Origin of the sequence: Fibrobacter sp., assembly GCF_017545445.1 — a bacterium.
Taxonomy (GTDB): domain Bacteria; phylum Fibrobacterota; class Fibrobacteria; order Fibrobacterales; family Fibrobacteraceae; genus Fibrobacter.
In genome coordinates this window covers 17,415-34,452 of sequence record NZ_JAFWOM010000167.1, presented here as the reverse complement: position 1 = coordinate 34,452, position 17,038 = coordinate 17,415, and the positions used below count along the sequence as shown (strand labels likewise).

The following is a 17,038-nucleotide window of genomic DNA, read 5'->3' as shown; positions in this document are numbered from 1 at the left end:
TATCAGCGTATGCTGAACGAAGCTATCAAGCGTGCCCGTCAGATGGCTATTCTCCCGTTCGTTTCGGACAGCATGCGCTAATAGGAGGAACTAGACTATGGAAATTATTCTTAAGGCTAATGTCCCCCACTTGGGCAAGATGCTCGACGTCGTGAAGGTTAAGGACGGTTACGCTCGTAACTACCTCTTCCCGCGCAAGCTCGCTGTTCGTGCAACTAAGGAAGCCAAGCTCGAAATCGAAAACAACCGCGCTGCTGTTGAAGCCCAGTTCCAGAAGGAACTCGCCGCTGCTGGTGACGTGGCTGCAAAGCTTTCTCAGGTTTCTGTCAACCTCGAACGTCGCGTTGTCGAAGGCGAACGTCTCTACGGTTCTGTGACCGCAGCTGACATTGCCGACGCAATCACCAAGCAAGGCGTTAAGATTACCCGTGCTCAGGTTGCTCTCGAAGAACCGATCAAGCAGCTCGGTGTCTATACCGTGACGATCAAGGTCTTCAGCGACGTTGAAGCTCAGGTCAAGGTTTGGGTGGTCGCTGAGAAGTAACAAACCGAGAGTCGCAAGGTCAAACTAGTTTGACCTTATGACCGAGGTGCAGTTACGGACGGGGGCGAAGCACCCGAAAGTAATCTCGTTTGAGTAAATTCTCTTCAGCTCCACTGAAAATCTTATGGACCGTCCCTTTCGAGGGGCGGTTCTTTGCATAAAAATGTCCTTTTTTACAACATTTTGTAGTTGGCCAAGTTGATAAGAAATTGAAAAAATTATATTTTACAAAGGTTAGATAAAAAAAGAGAGTGTCATTATGTTGAAAAAATTTTTATTGTTTGCTTTTGCTGTTTCGCCAGCGTTTTCAGAAGCATTCGCGGCCGATCCCGAATGCGTAATCAAGTTATCGGGTGCGACTACTTTTACGGGCAATCAGATCAAACCTACAGTAACAAGTGTTATGTGTGGTGATGATGAAATTTCGGACTACAAAGTCGCTTACGGCGAAAATATAAATGTCGGTAAAGAGTCCGGTTCCGTGACCGTAACCTACGGTGATGATATTTCCATCGTTAAAAAATTCGAAATCAAGAAAAAGAGCATTTACATAAAAACTGAAAATTGCGAAAAGGAAAAGGGAGCTGATGATCCTGAGTTTTCTTGGAATTTAGTGGGAAGCGAAAGCATTGATCTTGATGTCTTGCTAAAAACTTATAAAGGTGATACTTTGAGTTATTTGGCTGAAATCTTAAAGCTAAATGCCGATACCTTGAGCAATTTGATATCTGTTCTCACTTCTAACATCAAGTTAAAGAGAGTGGAAGGTGAAGAAATCGCAAACTCATCTGGCGATATCATAAAATATTCTATTACTTTTGCCGACGGCGTTGCCGACAAGTTGAATAAACTCTTGCCCAATTACCGTGTCGGTTTAGACGATGAGTATGGCTATCTTATTATCACGAAGACTAAAATTACGGTGATGGCTAAGGACACTTCAAAAGTTTATGGCTCTGCCGATCCTAAATTTGAAACTGTCATTACTGGTAATATCAAGGCTTCGGAATATAAGAAGTTGGGTACGATTACCTTGACGAGAGACAAGAGTTCTGCCGCTGATGGCAACAATGTGGGTACGTATGAAATTGTCGTTAGCGTTCCTAAGGACACGACAGATGATTACATCATCGAGACAAAGTCCGGCAAGTTCACTATTACTCCTGCGAAGGTCTCTGTGAAGGTTGATAATGTAACGAAAGTCTATGGTTCGGCAACTCCTGAATTTACTTACAAGGCCACCGGACTTGTGGGCAAGGATGTACTCAGCGATGTGACGCTTTCTTGTGATAAATGCTTAGCTACAGATCTTGAAGATGTGGGTGAGTATGTCGTTTCTGCCAATGTCAAAGCGGCTTCGAATCCCAACTATACAGTAACTGTGACTGACAATGGTACTCTTTCTGTTACGCCGAAGGCCGTTACTGTGACTGTGAACGATGCTGAAAAAACTTATGGCGACAGCGACCCGAAGTTTACTTTTGAAGCGACCGGTCTTGTAGAAGGTGGCGCCACGCTTAAGTCCGACACGATTACTCGTGCCGAAGGCGAAAAGGTGGGAACATACAAGGTTGATGTTGCATTTGAAGATGGAGCGAACCCTAATTACAAACTCACTCTCAAGTCTGGAAAGCTTACTGTTACTCAGAAAGCGGTAACCTTGACTGCTGATAACGTCACGAAGTTGTTTGGTGAAGCTGATCCTGAATTAACTTATACGGTTGATGGCCTTGTGTCATTTAATGGCGTGAAAGATACTTTGGCCGGTGTTAAGCTTGTTCGTGAAAAGGGCGAAGATGCTGGTGAATACGCTATTACGGCAACCGTAAATGCAAAGTCTAATCCGAATTATGTTGTTACTATTGCTGAGGGGGGCGTGCTTACGATTGCGCCGAACGATGGCAAGATTGTTGTGACTGTAAAAGGTCATGTTGATACTGTAAAGTACGATGGCAAGGAACACCTTGTAGGCGGTTATGATATTTTGTCTAATAGCACGGCATATCCTTTGAAGTTTGTTGAATTTACGGGAAAAGATACTGTGCAGGGAAAAAATGCGGGTTCTTATGCGATGGGGCTTAGCAAAGAAAATTTTGTGAATACGTCTGTCAATTACCCGAACGTGGAATTTGAAGTTGCTGACGGTTCTTTGACCATCTTGCCGAAGTCTCTCGTGATTAAGGCTTTGCCTGATACTATCACCTATGGCGATGCGACTCCGACTGAGTTCAAGTGGACGGTTGATAGCCTTTTGAAGGACGATACGCTGGATAATATTCATGTGGGACTTGCGAAAACGGGACTTCTCCCGGCTGGCAAGTATGAACTCGTGTTCGATAAGAAGAGCCCGACGACCAAGAATTATGTTGTGAGTGAGTTCATTGTCGATACGCTTGTTGTCAATAAGAAACTTGTGACGGTTTCTGTTGGCGATACGTCTAAGGTTTATGGAACTCCGGATCCTGAAGAGTATCAGGTATCTGTATCGGGGCTCGTTACAGGGGACAAACTGGCTGACTATACCGTGGGCCGTGAACCGGGTGAAAATGTTCTCCGTGATTCAGAAGGTCAAGATTCTTCGTATAAAATTTCTGTGGCGTTTGCGTCGGCAGAAGGTGACCCGAACTATATCTTGAAAGTTAAACCGGGACACTTTACGATTACCCCTTACACGGAAAAGATTACGGTATCTATCATCGGTGATGCTGTTTGTCAGGAATATATTTCTAACGACTCTTTGATTACGGTTCCGAGAAGCTTTGATGTTTTGCCGCTGTACTTTGGCGAAAATCCTTTGCCGGATTCGTTGTTCTACAGAAAAGAGTTTGTTAGCTATACGGGTGTTCCGACCATTAGTGGTGCAAGGAAGTATCTCTATCCTATGAATTTCCTTGCTGAAAACTTTGTCAATATTTCTCCGAACTTTACGACAATCGTCTTTAATGTCGCTAAAGATGGAACTTTGATTATTAAGGATCAGTGCGAAATTGACAGGACTGGATTTGTTGCGGTTAAGCCTGTTGCAAAGTTCAGACTTTCTTCTGTTGGACGTAACCTCCAGATAAGCGGCTCTACAGAGGGTGATCGCTTTGCTGTTCTCGATATGCAAGGAAAGGTTATCCGTTCTGGGGTCGTCAATTCTGCAAACTTTGAAGTTCCGGTTGCTAGAGCGGGCATTTATATGGTTCGCGTCGGTTCCGTGACTCAACGCATTCGCGTCAAGTAGTTTTTATAAAATTTAGATGTCTAAAGTCTCGGATTTATTTCCGGGACTTTTTGTTTTGCTTGTATTTTTTGCTATTTTAGGGACATATGCGCAAGTTTGCTCTTTTACCTCTTTTTTTAGGTTTGTCTCTCGCCCAAGTCTCTTTTGGTCAGGTGCGAGATCTTTTCGCTGAATTTGAAGAAGAAGCTACGGCTAAAACGCCTGCTACGGCTCCGGCGAGTTCTGCGGCTAAAGCTATAGCTCCTGCAAGTTCTGCGGCAAAGGAAGTTGCTCCTGCACCGGCTAGTTCTTCTGCCAAGGCTCCTGCAAGTTCTTCTGCTAAAAAATCAAAATCTAAGTCTTCTAGCAGTATAGCAGTTTCAAGCTCTTCTATGGTCCCTGCTAGTGTTGTGCCAGGTCAAAGCAAACCTGTCGAAGGGGCGAGTTCCTCGGTGGTTGTCTTGAGTTCGTCATCTGCGGCTGTCAGTTCTGCTGCTGAAAGTTCATCGTCGGTTGCTCCGGCGGAATCGAGTTCTTCGATCGAAATTGTTCTCAGTTCTTCGACCGTAGCGCCCGATGTCGCTGTTGCCGATACGTCTGTTCTGGATTCTGCAACTCGTGATTCGTTGATGCGAGAAGCCGCAATTGCCGAAGCCGAAAGGATTCGTGCTCAAGCGGATTCCTCAAGACGGGCGGATTCTCTGGCTCAAGCTCAGGCGGCGGGCCTTACGAATTTGAGCAGCAGCTCGGTTGCGGCTTCGTCCAATAGCATGAGCCGTCGCGATTTGCTGGGACCGGTAAAGGTTTCCAAGGTGCATGGTATTGACGAAATGAAGGGCCGTTACAAGAATCCGCGTAAGGCGTTGTTCCTTTCGCTTTTAGTGCCTGGTGCGGGGCAAATCTATGTGGGTGGTAATACGGCTACGTATGTCCGTGGGGGCGTGTATTTAGCTTTGGAAGTGTTTATGTGGAGTGGCTGGGGCTACTTCTCCATCCACAAGTACAACGATCAGGTGAAAAAGTACAAGAGCTTTGCGAAGCAGCATTATTCCATTGGACGTTTTGAAAGAGTTATGCGAGACCTCTACGAAACGGATGCCGATCTCTATGGCAGTGAATTTAACAACCGTTACATGGGAACGCGCAAGTCTTTCTGCGAGGCTATTTACGGCTCTGCGGATCATGGCGGATGTTATCACGAAAACGCCCTGTTCTTTGATGACTATGTGCATTCTTCTAATTTTGTTAGCGAGTATGACCGTAATAAGGATATAACGCTAGGGGATGAAATCAAGAATGTCAAGGGCTTTAATAACGAGTCCGAAGTGTTCCAATTGATTTCTGAAGGTTCCTATGTGCTGGGTTGGGATGATGCCGAGGCGGCTGTGGCTAGCAGTCTCAATCTTGGCGACCCGAATTCCGAAACGGTTCCGCTGGGCGAATCCGAGCGCTTGAAGAAGTACCGTTCGATGCGTAGCAAGGCAAATGACTATGCTGACATGCAGGTGTGGTTCATTGGCGGTTTGATCTTGAACCATATTGTCTCTGCCGTTGATGCCGCTCTTACCGCGAATGCCCATAACAAGGTTCTTTACGAAGAAGATGTTTCTTGGTTCGACCGTTTGCATTTTGATAGCGGTGTGTCTTTTACGGATTCCTTCGGTTGGGAAGTTCGTGCGAACTGGGGATTCTAATGCGCTTAGTTCTTGCCATACTGCTTGCTTCTGTTGCCGCTTTCTCGCAAATTGTGGTGAGCGTCGATGAGAACGTTTATAAGAATAGCGATAAGAATATTTTCCTTGCGGTTGGAGCTTCGGCTCTTTTGCCAGGTATGGGCGAGTTGTACTTGAACGAAAAGGAACTGGTGCGTCCGTTCGTGTGGACAGACCTTGCGCTGTGGGTTGTCGCTATTGGTTCGTATGTGGTAGGGGACCGCTATGTGACGTCAGCCCATAACTATGCGGTTCGCCATGCGGGATTTACCGGAGGCAAGAATGTTTCGCTTTTGAACACGGTGGGGTCTTATCGCAGTCGATCTGGCGTGTTCGGTCAGAACTCTTCGCCGGACATGGATGAGGATTACAACCAAGCGATGATCCGTTCTGACAAAAAAGTTGACGAGGAATATTCGAACGATATCCAGTGGGACTGGGGCAGTTCCGATAATCCAGAATCGACGAATCACATCGACGAGTTCAAGAGCCGTATGCGTCATTATCGCATAAGCCGTATCGTATTCCAGGTGTCTGTAGGGGCGTTGATTCTGAATCGTGTGATTTCCATGCTTGATGCCGTGCGCATTTACCGTGCGACCTCCAGCAAATCGTTCTCTAGCCGTGTTCAGTTTGAACCGGAATTTTATAACGATGGCGGAGCTCTCATGATGAATGTGAAGTTCTAGAATCCGAAATTCTGGGGCTGGAATTTTAGAAAACAACAACAAGCCATAAGCTTCAAACTTGTAGTTTATGAAATATTTAGCTCGATTGCTTGCCGTTTTGCTTTTGGTTTCCGGATGCAGCGACAGTACGCTAGACTTGGAAACTTCGTCGAATGAACCTTTGGAGGAGGGATGGACTTGGGTCCCCTATGATTCGGATTTGTTGCAGATTTCTGGGCGGGCCAATTATGAAAGCGGTGAATTCGTAATTTTGTCATGGTCTGCGTCCTCGATTACGATTGCTTTTATCGGGACTGCTCTGAAATTGAAAACTGGGACGAATAATAACGTTTATTTAGATGTCTTTGTGGATGGGGAAGAAACACCGTCGTCTCTGATAAAACTGACGTATTCTCAACATGGTGCTCCTTCTATCGTGCCCGTGGTATCGAATTTGCCTCAGGATACACATGTTGTTACCTTGTATAAAAGAAGCGCAAGCAATTTTGGCGATTGGTATGTGTATGGAATGCATGTGTTTGGAAATGCAGAAAAGGAACTCTTGCCTCCCAAGCCTAAACGAAAAATTGAGTTTGTCGGAAATTCCATCACTTGTGGCGAGGATGTCTTGGTGCCTGTGCTTGGCCAAGATTTTGATTTAATCAATGAAAGTTCGTTCTACAGCTATGCAGGGCAAACCGCAAGAATTCTCCATGCAGAAGATCATAACATCTGCTGCGGTGGGCACGGAATTTATGTCAACTTGGATGGCTCAAAAGAACAGACTCTGCCCATTATGTATAACAAAACATCATCGGAATCATTGTCGTCTGATCTTTGGGATCATAGCAAGTGGCATCCTGATATAGTCGTGATAAACTTAGGAACGAATGATTTTGCAAGTGGAAAGAACGATTCCACAATGTTTGTAAAAACGACTGTTGATTTTGTTCGAAAGATACGTTCTTATCATGCGGATGCAAAGATTGTGTTGCTGGACGGTCCGATGTTGCATGAGGAACATTTGGTCAAATGCCGCCAGTATCTGGATGTGGTTAAGGCGACTCTTGAAGGCGAGGGAATCATGGGGGTGTACAGGTTTTCGTTTGAACCGAATCAAGGTTTTCACCCGGTTAAGGAAAAAGCGCTTGTGGATGCTGAAAGTTTGAGCGTCTGGATCCGTTCTGAGTTCGGGTGGGATTGAGACTCTGCTTTTTTTCTAAATTTTGCAACCAATTGTAACCCATAATCATCTAAACGTGGATTATGGAACTGGGTCATTAGTCATTGGCTGGTAACAATTAACTGCGGCACTGCCGCTCTCTATTATGAAATATTTTCCTATTCTTGCTTTGACATCTCTCCTGCTTGTTGCTTGTGGTAGTAAAGACGATTCCGCTAAGGGTGCTCCAGGTGGCAAAGGCGATGGTGGAAAAAAGGGTGGTGCTCAGCGTGTGCTGAATGTCGAAGGCTATGTGGCTGAGCTTTCTTCGCAGGGCAAGACTTTTCAGACAATGGCGACTCTTGTGCCGAAGAATAGCGTTTCGCTTTCGGCGGCAACTTCGGGCCGTTTGGTAAGCCTCAAGGCGAAAGATGGTGCGCTCGTCAAGAAGGGCGAACTTCTTGCAAAAATTGACGATTCTGAACTCCGTGCGCAGCTCAAGCAGGCGGAATCGAACAAGATGCTCGCCGAACAGAAGGAACAGCGTATTCGCGGTCTCTTTGAAAAGAACGGTGCGACCAAGCAGGACTTGGAATCTGTCGAGGCGTCGCTTAAGTCCGCTCAGGCTAGCGTTGAACTGATTCGTGCTCAACTGACAAAGACCGAAGTTCGTGCGCCGTTTAGCGGCAAGCTTGGCTTTGTGGATGTGTCTGTGGGCGCTTGGCTCAATTCGGGGACGCCGATTGCGGAACTCAGCGAAGTCGATCGCCTCAAGGCGAAGTTTGCGCTTCCGCAACGTTACGCTTCCGTGATTAAAGTGGGCGACAAGATTTCGCTCAAGGATTCTGAACGCAATGTGGAAAAGCAGGGGATTGTTTCGGCTCTCGATGCTGTGATTTCTGAAAGTAGCCGCACCCGCCGAGTGATGGTCGATGTCGATAATGCAAAGGGCGAACTCATCGCAGGGAGCTTTGTGAGCGTGAATGTCGCCATGGAAGCAAGTAACGTGCAAAGCTTTACGATTCCGTCCGAAGCGATGATTCTCGATAGGGAAGGGGCTTACGTGTTTGTGAACCAAGGCGGCAAGGCTAAGATTAAACACATCACGACGGGACTCCGTACGCCGATGTCCGTGCAAGTGCTTTCGGGCCTTGATGTGGGCGATACGGTGATTGTCTCAGGCATTGTGAGTCTCCGTCCGGGTGCAGATGTAAAGATTAAAGGACTTCGCCACTCGATCAATTATGAGGTAGAGTAATGAGCGTAAGCCAGCTCTCCGTCCGTCGCCCGGTCCTCATGACCGTGATGGCGCTTGTCATCTTGTTGCTCGGTTTCTTTGGACTGAGTTCTTTGGGCATTCGTGAATATCCGAACGTCGATTATCCGTTGATTCAGGTGCGTACTTCTTACCCAGGTGCAAATGCTGCCGTGGTCGAAGCGGAAGTGACTGAAATTTTGGAAGCCTCCATCAACAGTGCGTCTGGCATCAAGGCTTTGACTTCTACAAGCCGCGACGGCTTCTCTTACATCAGCATTGAATTTGAAACGGGCATGGACTTGGAAGCGGCTGCGAACGAAATCCGCGACCGCGTGAGCCGTGTGCGTCGTCGTTTGCCGGATGACGTTGATGAACCGACGGTCTATAAGTCCGATAGCGACAACGATCCGATTTTGATGGTGAGCTTGGTGAGCGATAAGCTTGACCCGATGGAAGTTTCCGAAATCGCAAATAACCACGTGAAGGAACGCTTGCAGACCATTAACGGCGTTTCGGAAGTGGCAATCTGGGGCGAAAAGCGCCCGGTGGTGCGTCTGTGGATTGACCCGGTGCGTATGCAGGCTCTTGGCGTCTCGGGTGCGCAGATGGCGGCTGCCTTAAAGCAGGGCAACTTGGAACTTCCGTCTGGTTCTATTGAAGGCTCTGAAACGACGCTTTCAATCCGTACGCTTGGCCGAATTCTCGACCCGAAATCGTTTGGCAACATTGCTGTAAAGACGGCTGCCGATGGAACAGTTATCCGTATTTCCGATGTGGCGGACATCCATTACGAGCCGAAGGATACGCGCACTGGTTTTAGACGTAATGGCAAGAACTCGATTACGCTTGCGCTTATGGCACAGCCGGGCAGCAACCACGTTGAAATTGCAAACGAATTCTATAAGCGTGTGGAAGACATCCGCCGTGAAATCCCGGAAAGCGTGGAACTGCTTTACGGTCGCGATACTTCGATTAACATTCGCGCTTCTATTAAGGAGGTGGTGGAGACCATCTTTATTGCGTTCGTGCTTGTGATTGCGATTATCTTTGCGTTCCTCCGTGAAGGGCGTACGACGTTTATCCCGATGGTCGTTGTGCCGGTGTCCGTGATTGGAAGTTTCTTTGTGCTTTACCTTTGCGGGTTCAGTATCAACGTGCTTACGCTTTTGGCGATGGTCTTGGCGATTGGGCTTGTGGTCGATGACGCTATTGTGATTGTGGAGAACATTTATCACAAGATTGAAAGCGGATTGACTCCGAAGCAGGCCGCGATTGCAGGAACAAACGAAATCTTTTTTGCGGTGATTGCGACATCGGTCGTGTTGATGGCGGTGTTCATTCCGGTGCTTGCGTTGGGCGGCACGACGGGGCTTTTGTTCCGTGAATTCGTCGCGGTGATGATCGGGACGGTGTTCCTCTCGACTTTGTGCGCTCTTACGCTTTCTCCAATGCTTTGTTCTAAATTTTTGAAACGCCAGAAGCAGGGATGGTTCTTCCGCATCACGGAACCGTTCTTTGACGGTTTCAATGGGCTTTATTCTCGCTTGCTGGGCGGATTCTTACGGATGCGTTTTCTGTTGTTCCCGATTGTGGCGGCACTTTTCTTTGCAGCGTATTACTGCTTTAACAACATGAGTAGTGAAATGGCGCCGACAGAAGATTCGAATGCGGTCATGGTGAACATGAGCATGCCCGAAGGCGTGAACCTCGCAAGAACGAAACGCATGGCAGACGAGTTTGCTGACGAGGTGATTTCTATTCTCGATACGAACGAATATTCGGAATTCCAGGCGGGGGCTTGGAATGCAGGCAATTCGAGAATGCGTTTGTTCTTGAACGACGACAAAAAAGCTCGCCGTCCGCAGAGCGAAATTGCCCGTGCGATTCAGGTGCTCGGTAATGAATACCCGGATTTGCGCGTGATGGTGTTTGAACCGCAGAGCATCAGTACGCAGCGCGGTGGACTCCCAGTGCAGTTCGTGTTGCAGGCTCCGAACATCGAAGTGCTGCGCGACCTCGTACCGAAATTCGAAGAGGCGGCGAGCAAAAGTCCTGTGTTCAGCGTGGTGAACAGCAACTTGCGTTTCACGAAGCCGGAATTGCATATCGAGATTTTGCGCGACAAGGCAAATGAAGAAGGCGTGTCTGTGAATGATATTGCGCAGGCGGTGCAGCTTGCGATTAGCGACCAGACGTATGGCGATTTCTATAAGGATGGCCGTCAGTACGATATCATTGGCGCTGTCGGTTACCAGTACCGCGATACGCCGGAAAACCTTTCGATGCTTACGGTCAAGAACGGCAAGGGCGAGCTGGTGAGTTTGGACAACTTTATTACGTACAAGGAACAGTCGGCATCGCCGTCGCTTCCGCGTTACAACCGCTTTAGCGCTGCTACAATTCAGGCTGGCCTTGTGCCGGGCAAGACGATTGGCGATGGCGTTGAAGAAATGCGTCGTATTGCAAAGAAGTTGTTGAAGGATTATCCCAGCGTGAGCACGACGTTGAGTGGCTCATCGAAGGAGTTTGAAGAAAGTTCTTCGGGCTTGTATGTGGTGTTCTTGCTTGCGCTTGCGCTGGTGTTCCTGGTGCTTGCGGGGCAGTTCGAAAGCTTCCGTGCGCCGTTCGTGATTTTCTTTACTGTGCCGCTTGCGCTTTCGGGTGCTCTTGTAAGCTTGTACGTCACGGGGCAGACGCTCAACATCTTTAGCGAAATCGCTTTGATTTTGTTGATTGCTCTTGTGACGAAGAACGGTATTTTGATTGTGGAATTTGCAAACCAGATTGCAGAAAATACGGGTTGCAGCAAGCTTGAGGCGGCTCGTATGGCGGCGGAACGCCGCTTCCGCCCAATTCTCATGACGAGCCTTTCTACGGTGTTGGGCGCGGTGCCGCTCATTATGACCGGCACCCCGAGCCGCATTGCGATGGGTGTTGCGATTGCGGGTGGCCTCACGTTCGCGACGTTCATGACGCTCTTTATTGTGCCTGCCGCGTACAGCTTCTTTGCCGGAAAAGTCGAATGCGTCCGCAGCGATGCAAGCAAAATGGCGTAAGCAGTTAGCAGTAGGCAGTAGACAGTAGGCAGGAATAGTTAGGCGGCTTTGCCTCGATGCTCGACTACGCATTTGTCCTACAGACTAGAGACGAAAGAGGTTTATTATACTGCACCAAAGGTGTCTAATATTACTCTCGTCTTTGACGCCTTCGGCGTCAGGTGCTGCGTTTCGGTCATGCCGATGAGTGAACTCATCGGCGCGACGCTCAACTTGCAACCTACTCGTCTCTCTTCCTACTTCCTACCGACTTCTTCCTACTAATCATCACTTCACCAGCTGAAACACTTTCTCGTCTTCGCGACTCATGCCGTAGCGGGTGCGTAAGATCTCTTCTTTATAGAGGGAGTCTGTCTTTAGTTTGTTGATGAGCTCGTTGCGGCTTTCAATTACTTTGTTCAGCGAATCGATCTGTTTTTGATAGAACTCGATTTCTTTTGAGATTCTATGTTGCTCAGGAATGCTGTTCTTGCCGAACAACACCTGAAACACCAGGAACGCAAAGGCGATCCCTGTGGCAATCCCAATGAGAATTCGAGTGCGCAACTAGCTATGCTCCGTTGAAATAGAATTGGTAGTTGTCTTTTGATGTGACTAAACCAGATATTTCTAGCTCCGTCAATATAGCTAAAAGTTCCGGTGCCTTAAAGTCAAATTCTTGTTGAAGTTCCGAAAAAGTTTTGCGGAAGCCGTTGAATCGATCGAAGACCTTTTGTGCTGCTTCGGAAAGCTTGACTCCGCATGTGACAAGCTGCTCTATTTTCGCCCCGTCGAGTTGCGGAATCCCGGCTACGGAACGCAGACTTTCGGGAATAAATACTGCTTGGGCTCGTCCGCTGTCGAGGAGAGCGTTTGTGCCGCTGTAGAGTTCGCAGTCGAAACTCCCTGGGATGGCGAGGAGTGGTTTGCCTTCGTCTAGGCAGTATTGCGCGGTGATGAGCGCTCCGCCTTTGGGGCGGCTTTGGACAACGAGCGTCGTCTGGCTGAGTCCGCTGATGATTCGGTTCCGTGCGATGAAGTTTCCTTTGTATGCAGGCGTGTCATCTTCGTATTCGCTGAGTAGCGCCCCGCCTGATTGCAAGATGCGTTTGGCGATGGAGGCTCGTTCGCCTTCGATTTTGGCATTTAGTCCTTGTGCGAGGACGGCAATTGTCGGAACGCCTGTGTCCAATGCGGCTCGGTGGCAATAGCTGTCGATGCCTTGTGCAAGTCCTGAGATGACGACTGCATTTGTATTCTGGAGCGAAGCGACAAGCCGCCGGCAGAGCTCTTCGGCGGATGCTGATGGACGGCGGGTTCCGACCATGGCGATGCCGATTTTGTCTGTAGTGGGGAGCGTCCCTTTGCAAAAAAGACGCTTGGGATTGTACTTTGAAGCCCGCAATGATAGCGGATATTTTTCGGGGGTGAGTTCGCGGTATGGTTCGTTGTATAAGAGTTTTGTTTCCATATAGTTTTGTTGTTTTTGTCTTGCCAGCTTTGCTCAAGCGCGAAGTGTCTTGCTGGAGATGACTTTGTGAGGATAAAACTAACGGATATAAGAAACGATAAAATTAACGATATAATAACGATGTAACTAATTTAATGAATTTATTGTGTAAAGACAAGGGGATTGATTTACTTTCTATCTTTTATCGCATGAAATACACTTTTAATGATCTTGTTGATATTATGGCGCGTCTCCGCTCGGAGAATGGCTGTCCGTGGGACCGTAAACAGGATACGCATTCGCTGTTGCCTTATTTGGTCGAAGAAAGTTGTGAGTTTATCGATGCTGCCCAGGAGGGCGACAAGGAGCACATGTGCGAGGAATTGGGCGATGTGCTGTTTCAGGTGATTTTCCATTCGCAGGTGTGCAAGGAACAGGGTGATTTTACGATTGACGATGTGGTGCAGGGCTTGTGCGAGAAGATGGTCCGCAGACATCCGCATGTGTTTGGCGATGCTCAGGTCGATAATGCAAATGAAGTCAGCCGCCGCTGGGAACGCATCAAGGCTCAGGAGAAGAACAACTTGAAGCATGCGGGTGAGTCCATTATGGATAAAGTTAGCAAGAGCATGCCGACGCTTGCCCGTTCGCAGGATATAATCCGCAGAGTCGCGAAGGTCGGATTTGATTGGGGAGAGGCGGGGCCTGTATTCGATAAAGCTCAGGAAGAATTTGCGGAGTTTCGGAGCGAAATGGAAAAGATTTCGCCTGAAAACGCGAACGTCGATCGCTTGGAAGACGAATTTGGCGACATCATGTTTAGCCTCGTGAATGTGGCTCGCCATTGCGGCTTTAATGCGAATATCGCCTTGCAACGTGCGAACAACAAATTCGAAAAACGCTTCCGCGAAGTGGAACGCCGAGTCAAGGAACAAGGTAAAGAAATCAAGGATGTGGGGCTAGAAGGCCTGCAAAAACTCTGGAAAGAGGCGAAGCTTAGTAGTTAGTTATTGGTCAATAGTCATTAGTCAATAGTCATTGGTTATTATAGAGACGGCGGTTAAATAATTGACATTAACAACGTCAATGCAGAAAGATGGCGGATCAGGTCCTCCATGATGTCGCCATTTATTTCAAATGAAAAAACTGATGCCGGCACACTTCGACGTAGCTCAGTGCATCGCAGTGGCCGGCATGACAGACCTTAATGGGAAAATTTTAATGTCGTTTACTATAAGTGCGTAATGCGTTCGTTTAACGGCTCAAGTCGATTTGTTTTGTAATGCGAGCGGGGCCTGTTTGTACGCTCAGCATATAAATGCCTGCTGGAATGTTCTTTTTGGAAATGCTGATGTTTTTGGAACCTGCATACATTAAGTCATATACGTTTGCGACTTCATTGCCAAGCACGGAATAAAGACGGATGTTTACAACACCTGCTCGGGCTATTGTCAGCGGAATTTGGAGCATGTTGCCATTGGAAAATACATTGCCCACGGATAATGAGCGAGAAATGTTTGGCGTTGCAATTGCTTCTGTCGCGGAGCTTCCCGGTTCGGTTGCGCTGCTAGCCGGGGCTGCGGATGAACTCGATACTGTTTCGGACGAAGTTGAAATCGTTTCGCTGCTGCTCGACGGCGTCGTTGATACCGGTTTGAGGTCGTCGCCTAGAACTTCCATCACTTTTTCGGCATAACGCTTGCCGAAATCGCGGTAGCCCTGCGATGAGAAGTGGATTCGCATCATGTCTAGGTCATTGAGGCCTTCGGCTGAAACGAGATAGAAGTTCTTGGATTTGCTTGGAAGTTGCCTGATGTTGTTGTTCGTGCCTTTGGAACTGCCTTGATATGGAACTTCGCCTGCAAAAAACGGAATGTTCTCGTCAAGCCCGATATCCTTGACCAAGCGGTCATAAACTTTCTTGACCTTGTTGGGCCAATCGCTGTCACCTTCGTCAGTTTCACCCTGATGGAAGATGATGCCTTTGATGACGCCGTCTTCCTTGGCTTTTTTGGCCATATCGACCAAGCGCTGGTACGGGTCGTCGCCGTAATCCTTGACGATATCTTTGAACCAGCCGGCCTGAGTGGACATATAGCTTTGGTCAAGAGGCGAATCGAATGCTACGATGCTGCATCCCGCGATTGCGACGACTATGACGCCGACTTTGATTTGTGGATCGAGTTCCTTGACCAAGGTGCGTCCGAAATAGTCTGTGGGGCCTAAACCGCCATGCTTGTTTGCGAGGGGAGGTATTGCGTCGTTCCAAGTGCCTAGTTTGCGTCCGTTGAAGTTATCAATCGTCGATAGCATTTGGAATCGGGGATCGACGGTTTTATCTTGGCTTTCGATTGTGCCTTGGCCTTCCATATTGGACTGGCCGAATGCGAGATAAATGTGAAAATTCGGGTTCGGGGCTGGAGCGGCAAAAACCGAAGAACAGGCTAGCCCAATTCCACATAACAAGCTCACCATGCGCGAGACTTTCATCCATCACTCCTCGGGACACAGAAACGTGCCCCCAACAACACCAAAATATATCTTCCAATTGCTTTTATCGGAAAAAATATGACAAATCCCGTTGTAGATGACTGCAACACTGCTAAAACACATAAAAAAGCCGACCCCGTGACTAGCACGGGGTGACAGTGTAGAGGATTCCGTTATTCAAAACATACGAGTCATGACGTGACCGAAAATGTTGTATTACAAAAACGAATCAGCGGCTTAAGTCGATTCGTTTCGTAATATGGGATGACCCCATCTGGATGCTCATCATATAGACACCGGAAGGGATGTTCTTCCTCGAAATTTGGACGCTGCTTGCACCCGTATTCACGACATCCGTGATGTTGGCGACTTCGTTTCCAAGCACAGAATAAAGGCGGACGTTCACTACGCCTGTATGGGCAACTGTAAGCGGCACTTGGAGCATATTGCCATCAAATACAATCTTCCCTACGGACAATGTGTGCGTTGCATTTGGAATGACGATGCTTTCTGTTGCAGAACTGCTTAAACCGCCATGACTGTTGCTGCTTCTATGATGCGATCTTGACGAACTGCTGGTAATGCTCTCGGACGAAGCGGGGGCTGCCGCGGACGAGTTTGCCGAAACCTCGCTGCTGCTCGAAGTTGCTGAAGCGGCAGGTTTTATTTTATCTCCAAGAACTTCAATCATCTTTTCGGCATAGCGTTTGCCAAAATCGCGGTATTCCTGCGAAGTAAAGTGGACGTTTTGGCCGTCGCCTAAAGCTTGATTAAAGCCTTCGGAAGAGACAACATAGAAGTTCTTGGACTGTTGCGGAAGCTTCGAAATGTTGTTATTTGCACCGGAACTGGAACCGCTGCGCAAGACTTCGCCTGCGAGGAACGGAATATCGCTCCCAAGGCCCAAATCCTTGATAATGTTATCGTAAACCTTCTTGACTTTGGAGGGCCACTGGCCGTTACCGGCATCAGTTTCTCCCTGATGGAAGATGATGCCCTTGATAACGCCTTCTTCCTGCGCTTTCTTGGCCATTTCTATCATGCGACCGTAAGGGTTTCCGCCATACGTGTTGATTCGCTGAGTCATCCAACTCTGCTGCGACCTCGCATAATTTGCATAGCCGTCCTTGTCAAACAGGTCGATACTGCACCCCGCGATAGCGACTACGATGATGCCCACCTTGATTTTGGGGTCGGTCTTTTCGACCATGGTACGCCCGAAATAGTCAGCCGGGCCCAGTTTCGCCCCTTGGCAATGGGCCAGCGGCGGAATTGCCTTGATCCATTTCCCTTTGGATGCGCCCTGGTTACAGGAGCCAGCATCTGCAGACCAGAGCAATTGAAAACGCTCGTCAACAGACTTGTCCTGCGACCCGATATCGCCCTGGCCTTCCATATTGGACTGGCCAAATGCGAGATAAATGTGGAAGTTTGGATCCGGAGCTGCAGAAACCGTAGAAACGGCAAGCCCCAAACCGAAAAACAAGCTCACTAAATGCGAGACTTTCATCTTT

The 17,038-nt window shown here is 48.1% G+C and carries 12 protein-coding genes and 1 pseudogene; 9 read left to right on the top strand and 4 right to left on the bottom strand.

The window, feature by feature from the left end:
• The 8 genes and pseudogenes from IKG78_RS19075 to IKG78_RS19040 all read left to right on the top strand — a co-directional run.
• A pseudogene (locus IKG78_RS19075) lies at nt 1-81 on the top strand (30S ribosomal protein S18); the annotation flags it as partial.
• Nucleotides 82-97: 16 nt separating this feature from the next.
• On the top strand, nt 98-544 hold the full coding sequence (gene rplI / locus IKG78_RS19070) for a 50S ribosomal protein L9 (protein WP_290946813.1): 447 nt from the start codon (nt 98-100) through the stop codon (nt 542-544).
• A gap of 259 nt (nt 545-803) precedes the next feature.
• Nucleotides 804-3,770, top strand: coding sequence for an MBG domain-containing protein (locus IKG78_RS19065; protein WP_290946803.1), 2,967 nt, complete (start codon nt 804-806; stop codon nt 3,768-3,770).
• 86 nt (nt 3,771-3,856) lie between these two features.
• Nucleotides 3,857-5,443, top strand: coding sequence for a hypothetical protein (locus IKG78_RS19060; protein WP_290946794.1), 1,587 nt, complete (start codon nt 3,857-3,859; stop codon nt 5,441-5,443).
• Complete coding sequence (locus tag IKG78_RS19055) at nt 5,443-6,150, top strand: hypothetical protein (RefSeq protein WP_290946783.1); 708 nt, start codon at nt 5,443-5,445, stop codon at nt 6,148-6,150. The genes IKG78_RS19060 and IKG78_RS19055 overlap by 1 nt, the downstream gene beginning before the upstream one ends.
• A 67-nt stretch (nt 6,151-6,217) precedes the next feature.
• A complete protein-coding gene (locus tag IKG78_RS19050; protein ID WP_290946771.1) occupies nt 6,218-7,333 on the top strand; it encodes a GDSL-type esterase/lipase family protein in 1,116 nt (371 codons plus the stop codon).
• 124 nt (nt 7,334-7,457) lie between these two features.
• Complete coding sequence (locus IKG78_RS19045) at nt 7,458-8,549, top strand: efflux RND transporter periplasmic adaptor subunit (protein WP_290946764.1); 1,092 nt, start codon at nt 7,458-7,460, stop codon at nt 8,547-8,549.
• The gene (locus IKG78_RS19040; protein ID WP_290946753.1) at nt 8,549-11,605 is read left to right on the top strand and encodes an efflux RND transporter permease subunit; all 3,057 of its coding nucleotides are present in this window, start codon (nt 8,549-8,551) and stop codon (nt 11,603-11,605) included. Before IKG78_RS19045 ends, IKG78_RS19040 begins: the two co-directional genes overlap by 1 nt.
• 267 nt (nt 11,606-11,872) lie before the next feature.
• Here IKG78_RS19040 and IKG78_RS19035 read toward each other — a convergent pair whose 3' ends face one another.
• A complete protein-coding gene (locus tag IKG78_RS19035; RefSeq protein ID WP_290946743.1) occupies nt 11,873-12,151 on the bottom strand; it encodes a septum formation initiator family protein in 279 nt (92 codons plus the stop codon).
• A 4-nt stretch (nt 12,152-12,155) separates the two neighbouring features.
• On the bottom strand, nt 12,156-13,055 hold the full coding sequence (locus tag IKG78_RS19030; RefSeq protein ID WP_290946731.1) for a DNA-processing protein DprA: 900 nt from the start codon (nt 13,053-13,055) through the stop codon (nt 12,156-12,158).
• Nucleotides 13,056-13,189: 134 nt separating this feature from the next.
• Between IKG78_RS19030 and mazG the strand changes: the two genes are divergently transcribed.
• Nucleotides 13,190-14,041 carry a nucleoside triphosphate pyrophosphohydrolase gene (mazG, locus tag IKG78_RS19025; RefSeq protein ID WP_290946727.1) on the top strand — a complete coding sequence of 284 codons (852 nt, stop codon included), beginning with the start codon at nt 13,190-13,192 and terminating at the stop codon, nt 14,039-14,041.
• A gap of 247 nt (nt 14,042-14,288) precedes the next feature.
• On the opposite strand, the gene IKG78_RS19020 is transcribed toward mazG, so the two are convergent.
• Both IKG78_RS19020 and IKG78_RS19015 read right to left on the bottom strand, forming a co-directional pair.
• A complete protein-coding gene (locus IKG78_RS19020) occupies nt 14,289-15,524 on the bottom strand; it encodes a sialate O-acetylesterase (protein WP_290946722.1) in 1,236 nt (411 codons plus the stop codon).
• Nucleotides 15,525-15,753: 229 nt separating this feature from the next.
• Entirely contained in the window at nt 15,754-17,034 is a 1,281-nt protein-coding gene (locus IKG78_RS19015) for a sialate O-acetylesterase (RefSeq protein WP_290946709.1), read from the bottom strand.
• Nucleotides 17,035-17,038: the final 4 nt, after the last annotated feature.

Coding starts and splice junctions, on each gene's coding strand:
- rplI (WP_290946813.1), top strand. CDS start 98: ATGGAAATTATTCTTAAGGCTAATGTCCCCCACTTGGGCAAGATGCTC.
- IKG78_RS19065 (WP_290946803.1), top strand. CDS start 804: ATGTTGAAAAAATTTTTATTGTTTGCTTTTGCTGTTTCGCCAGCGTTT.
- IKG78_RS19060 (WP_290946794.1), top strand. CDS start 3,857: ATGCGCAAGTTTGCTCTTTTACCTCTTTTTTTAGGTTTGTCTCTCGCC.
- IKG78_RS19055 (WP_290946783.1), top strand. CDS start 5,443: ATGCGCTTAGTTCTTGCCATACTGCTTGCTTCTGTTGCCGCTTTCTCG.
- IKG78_RS19050 (WP_290946771.1), top strand. CDS start 6,218: ATGAAATATTTAGCTCGATTGCTTGCCGTTTTGCTTTTGGTTTCCGGA.
- IKG78_RS19045 (WP_290946764.1), top strand. CDS start 7,458: ATGAAATATTTTCCTATTCTTGCTTTGACATCTCTCCTGCTTGTTGCT.
- IKG78_RS19040 (WP_290946753.1), top strand. CDS start 8,549: ATGAGCGTAAGCCAGCTCTCCGTCCGTCGCCCGGTCCTCATGACCGTG.
- IKG78_RS19030 (WP_290946731.1), bottom strand. CDS start 13,055: ATGGAAACAAAACTCTTATACAACGAACCATACCGCGAACTCACCCCC.
- mazG (WP_290946727.1), top strand. CDS start 13,190: ATGAATTTATTGTGTAAAGACAAGGGGATTGATTTACTTTCTATCTTT.
- IKG78_RS19020 (WP_290946722.1), bottom strand. CDS start 15,524: ATGAAAGTCTCGCGCATGGTGAGCTTGTTATGTGGAATTGGGCTAGCC.
- IKG78_RS19015 (WP_290946709.1), bottom strand. CDS start 17,034: ATGAAAGTCTCGCATTTAGTGAGCTTGTTTTTCGGTTTGGGGCTTGCC.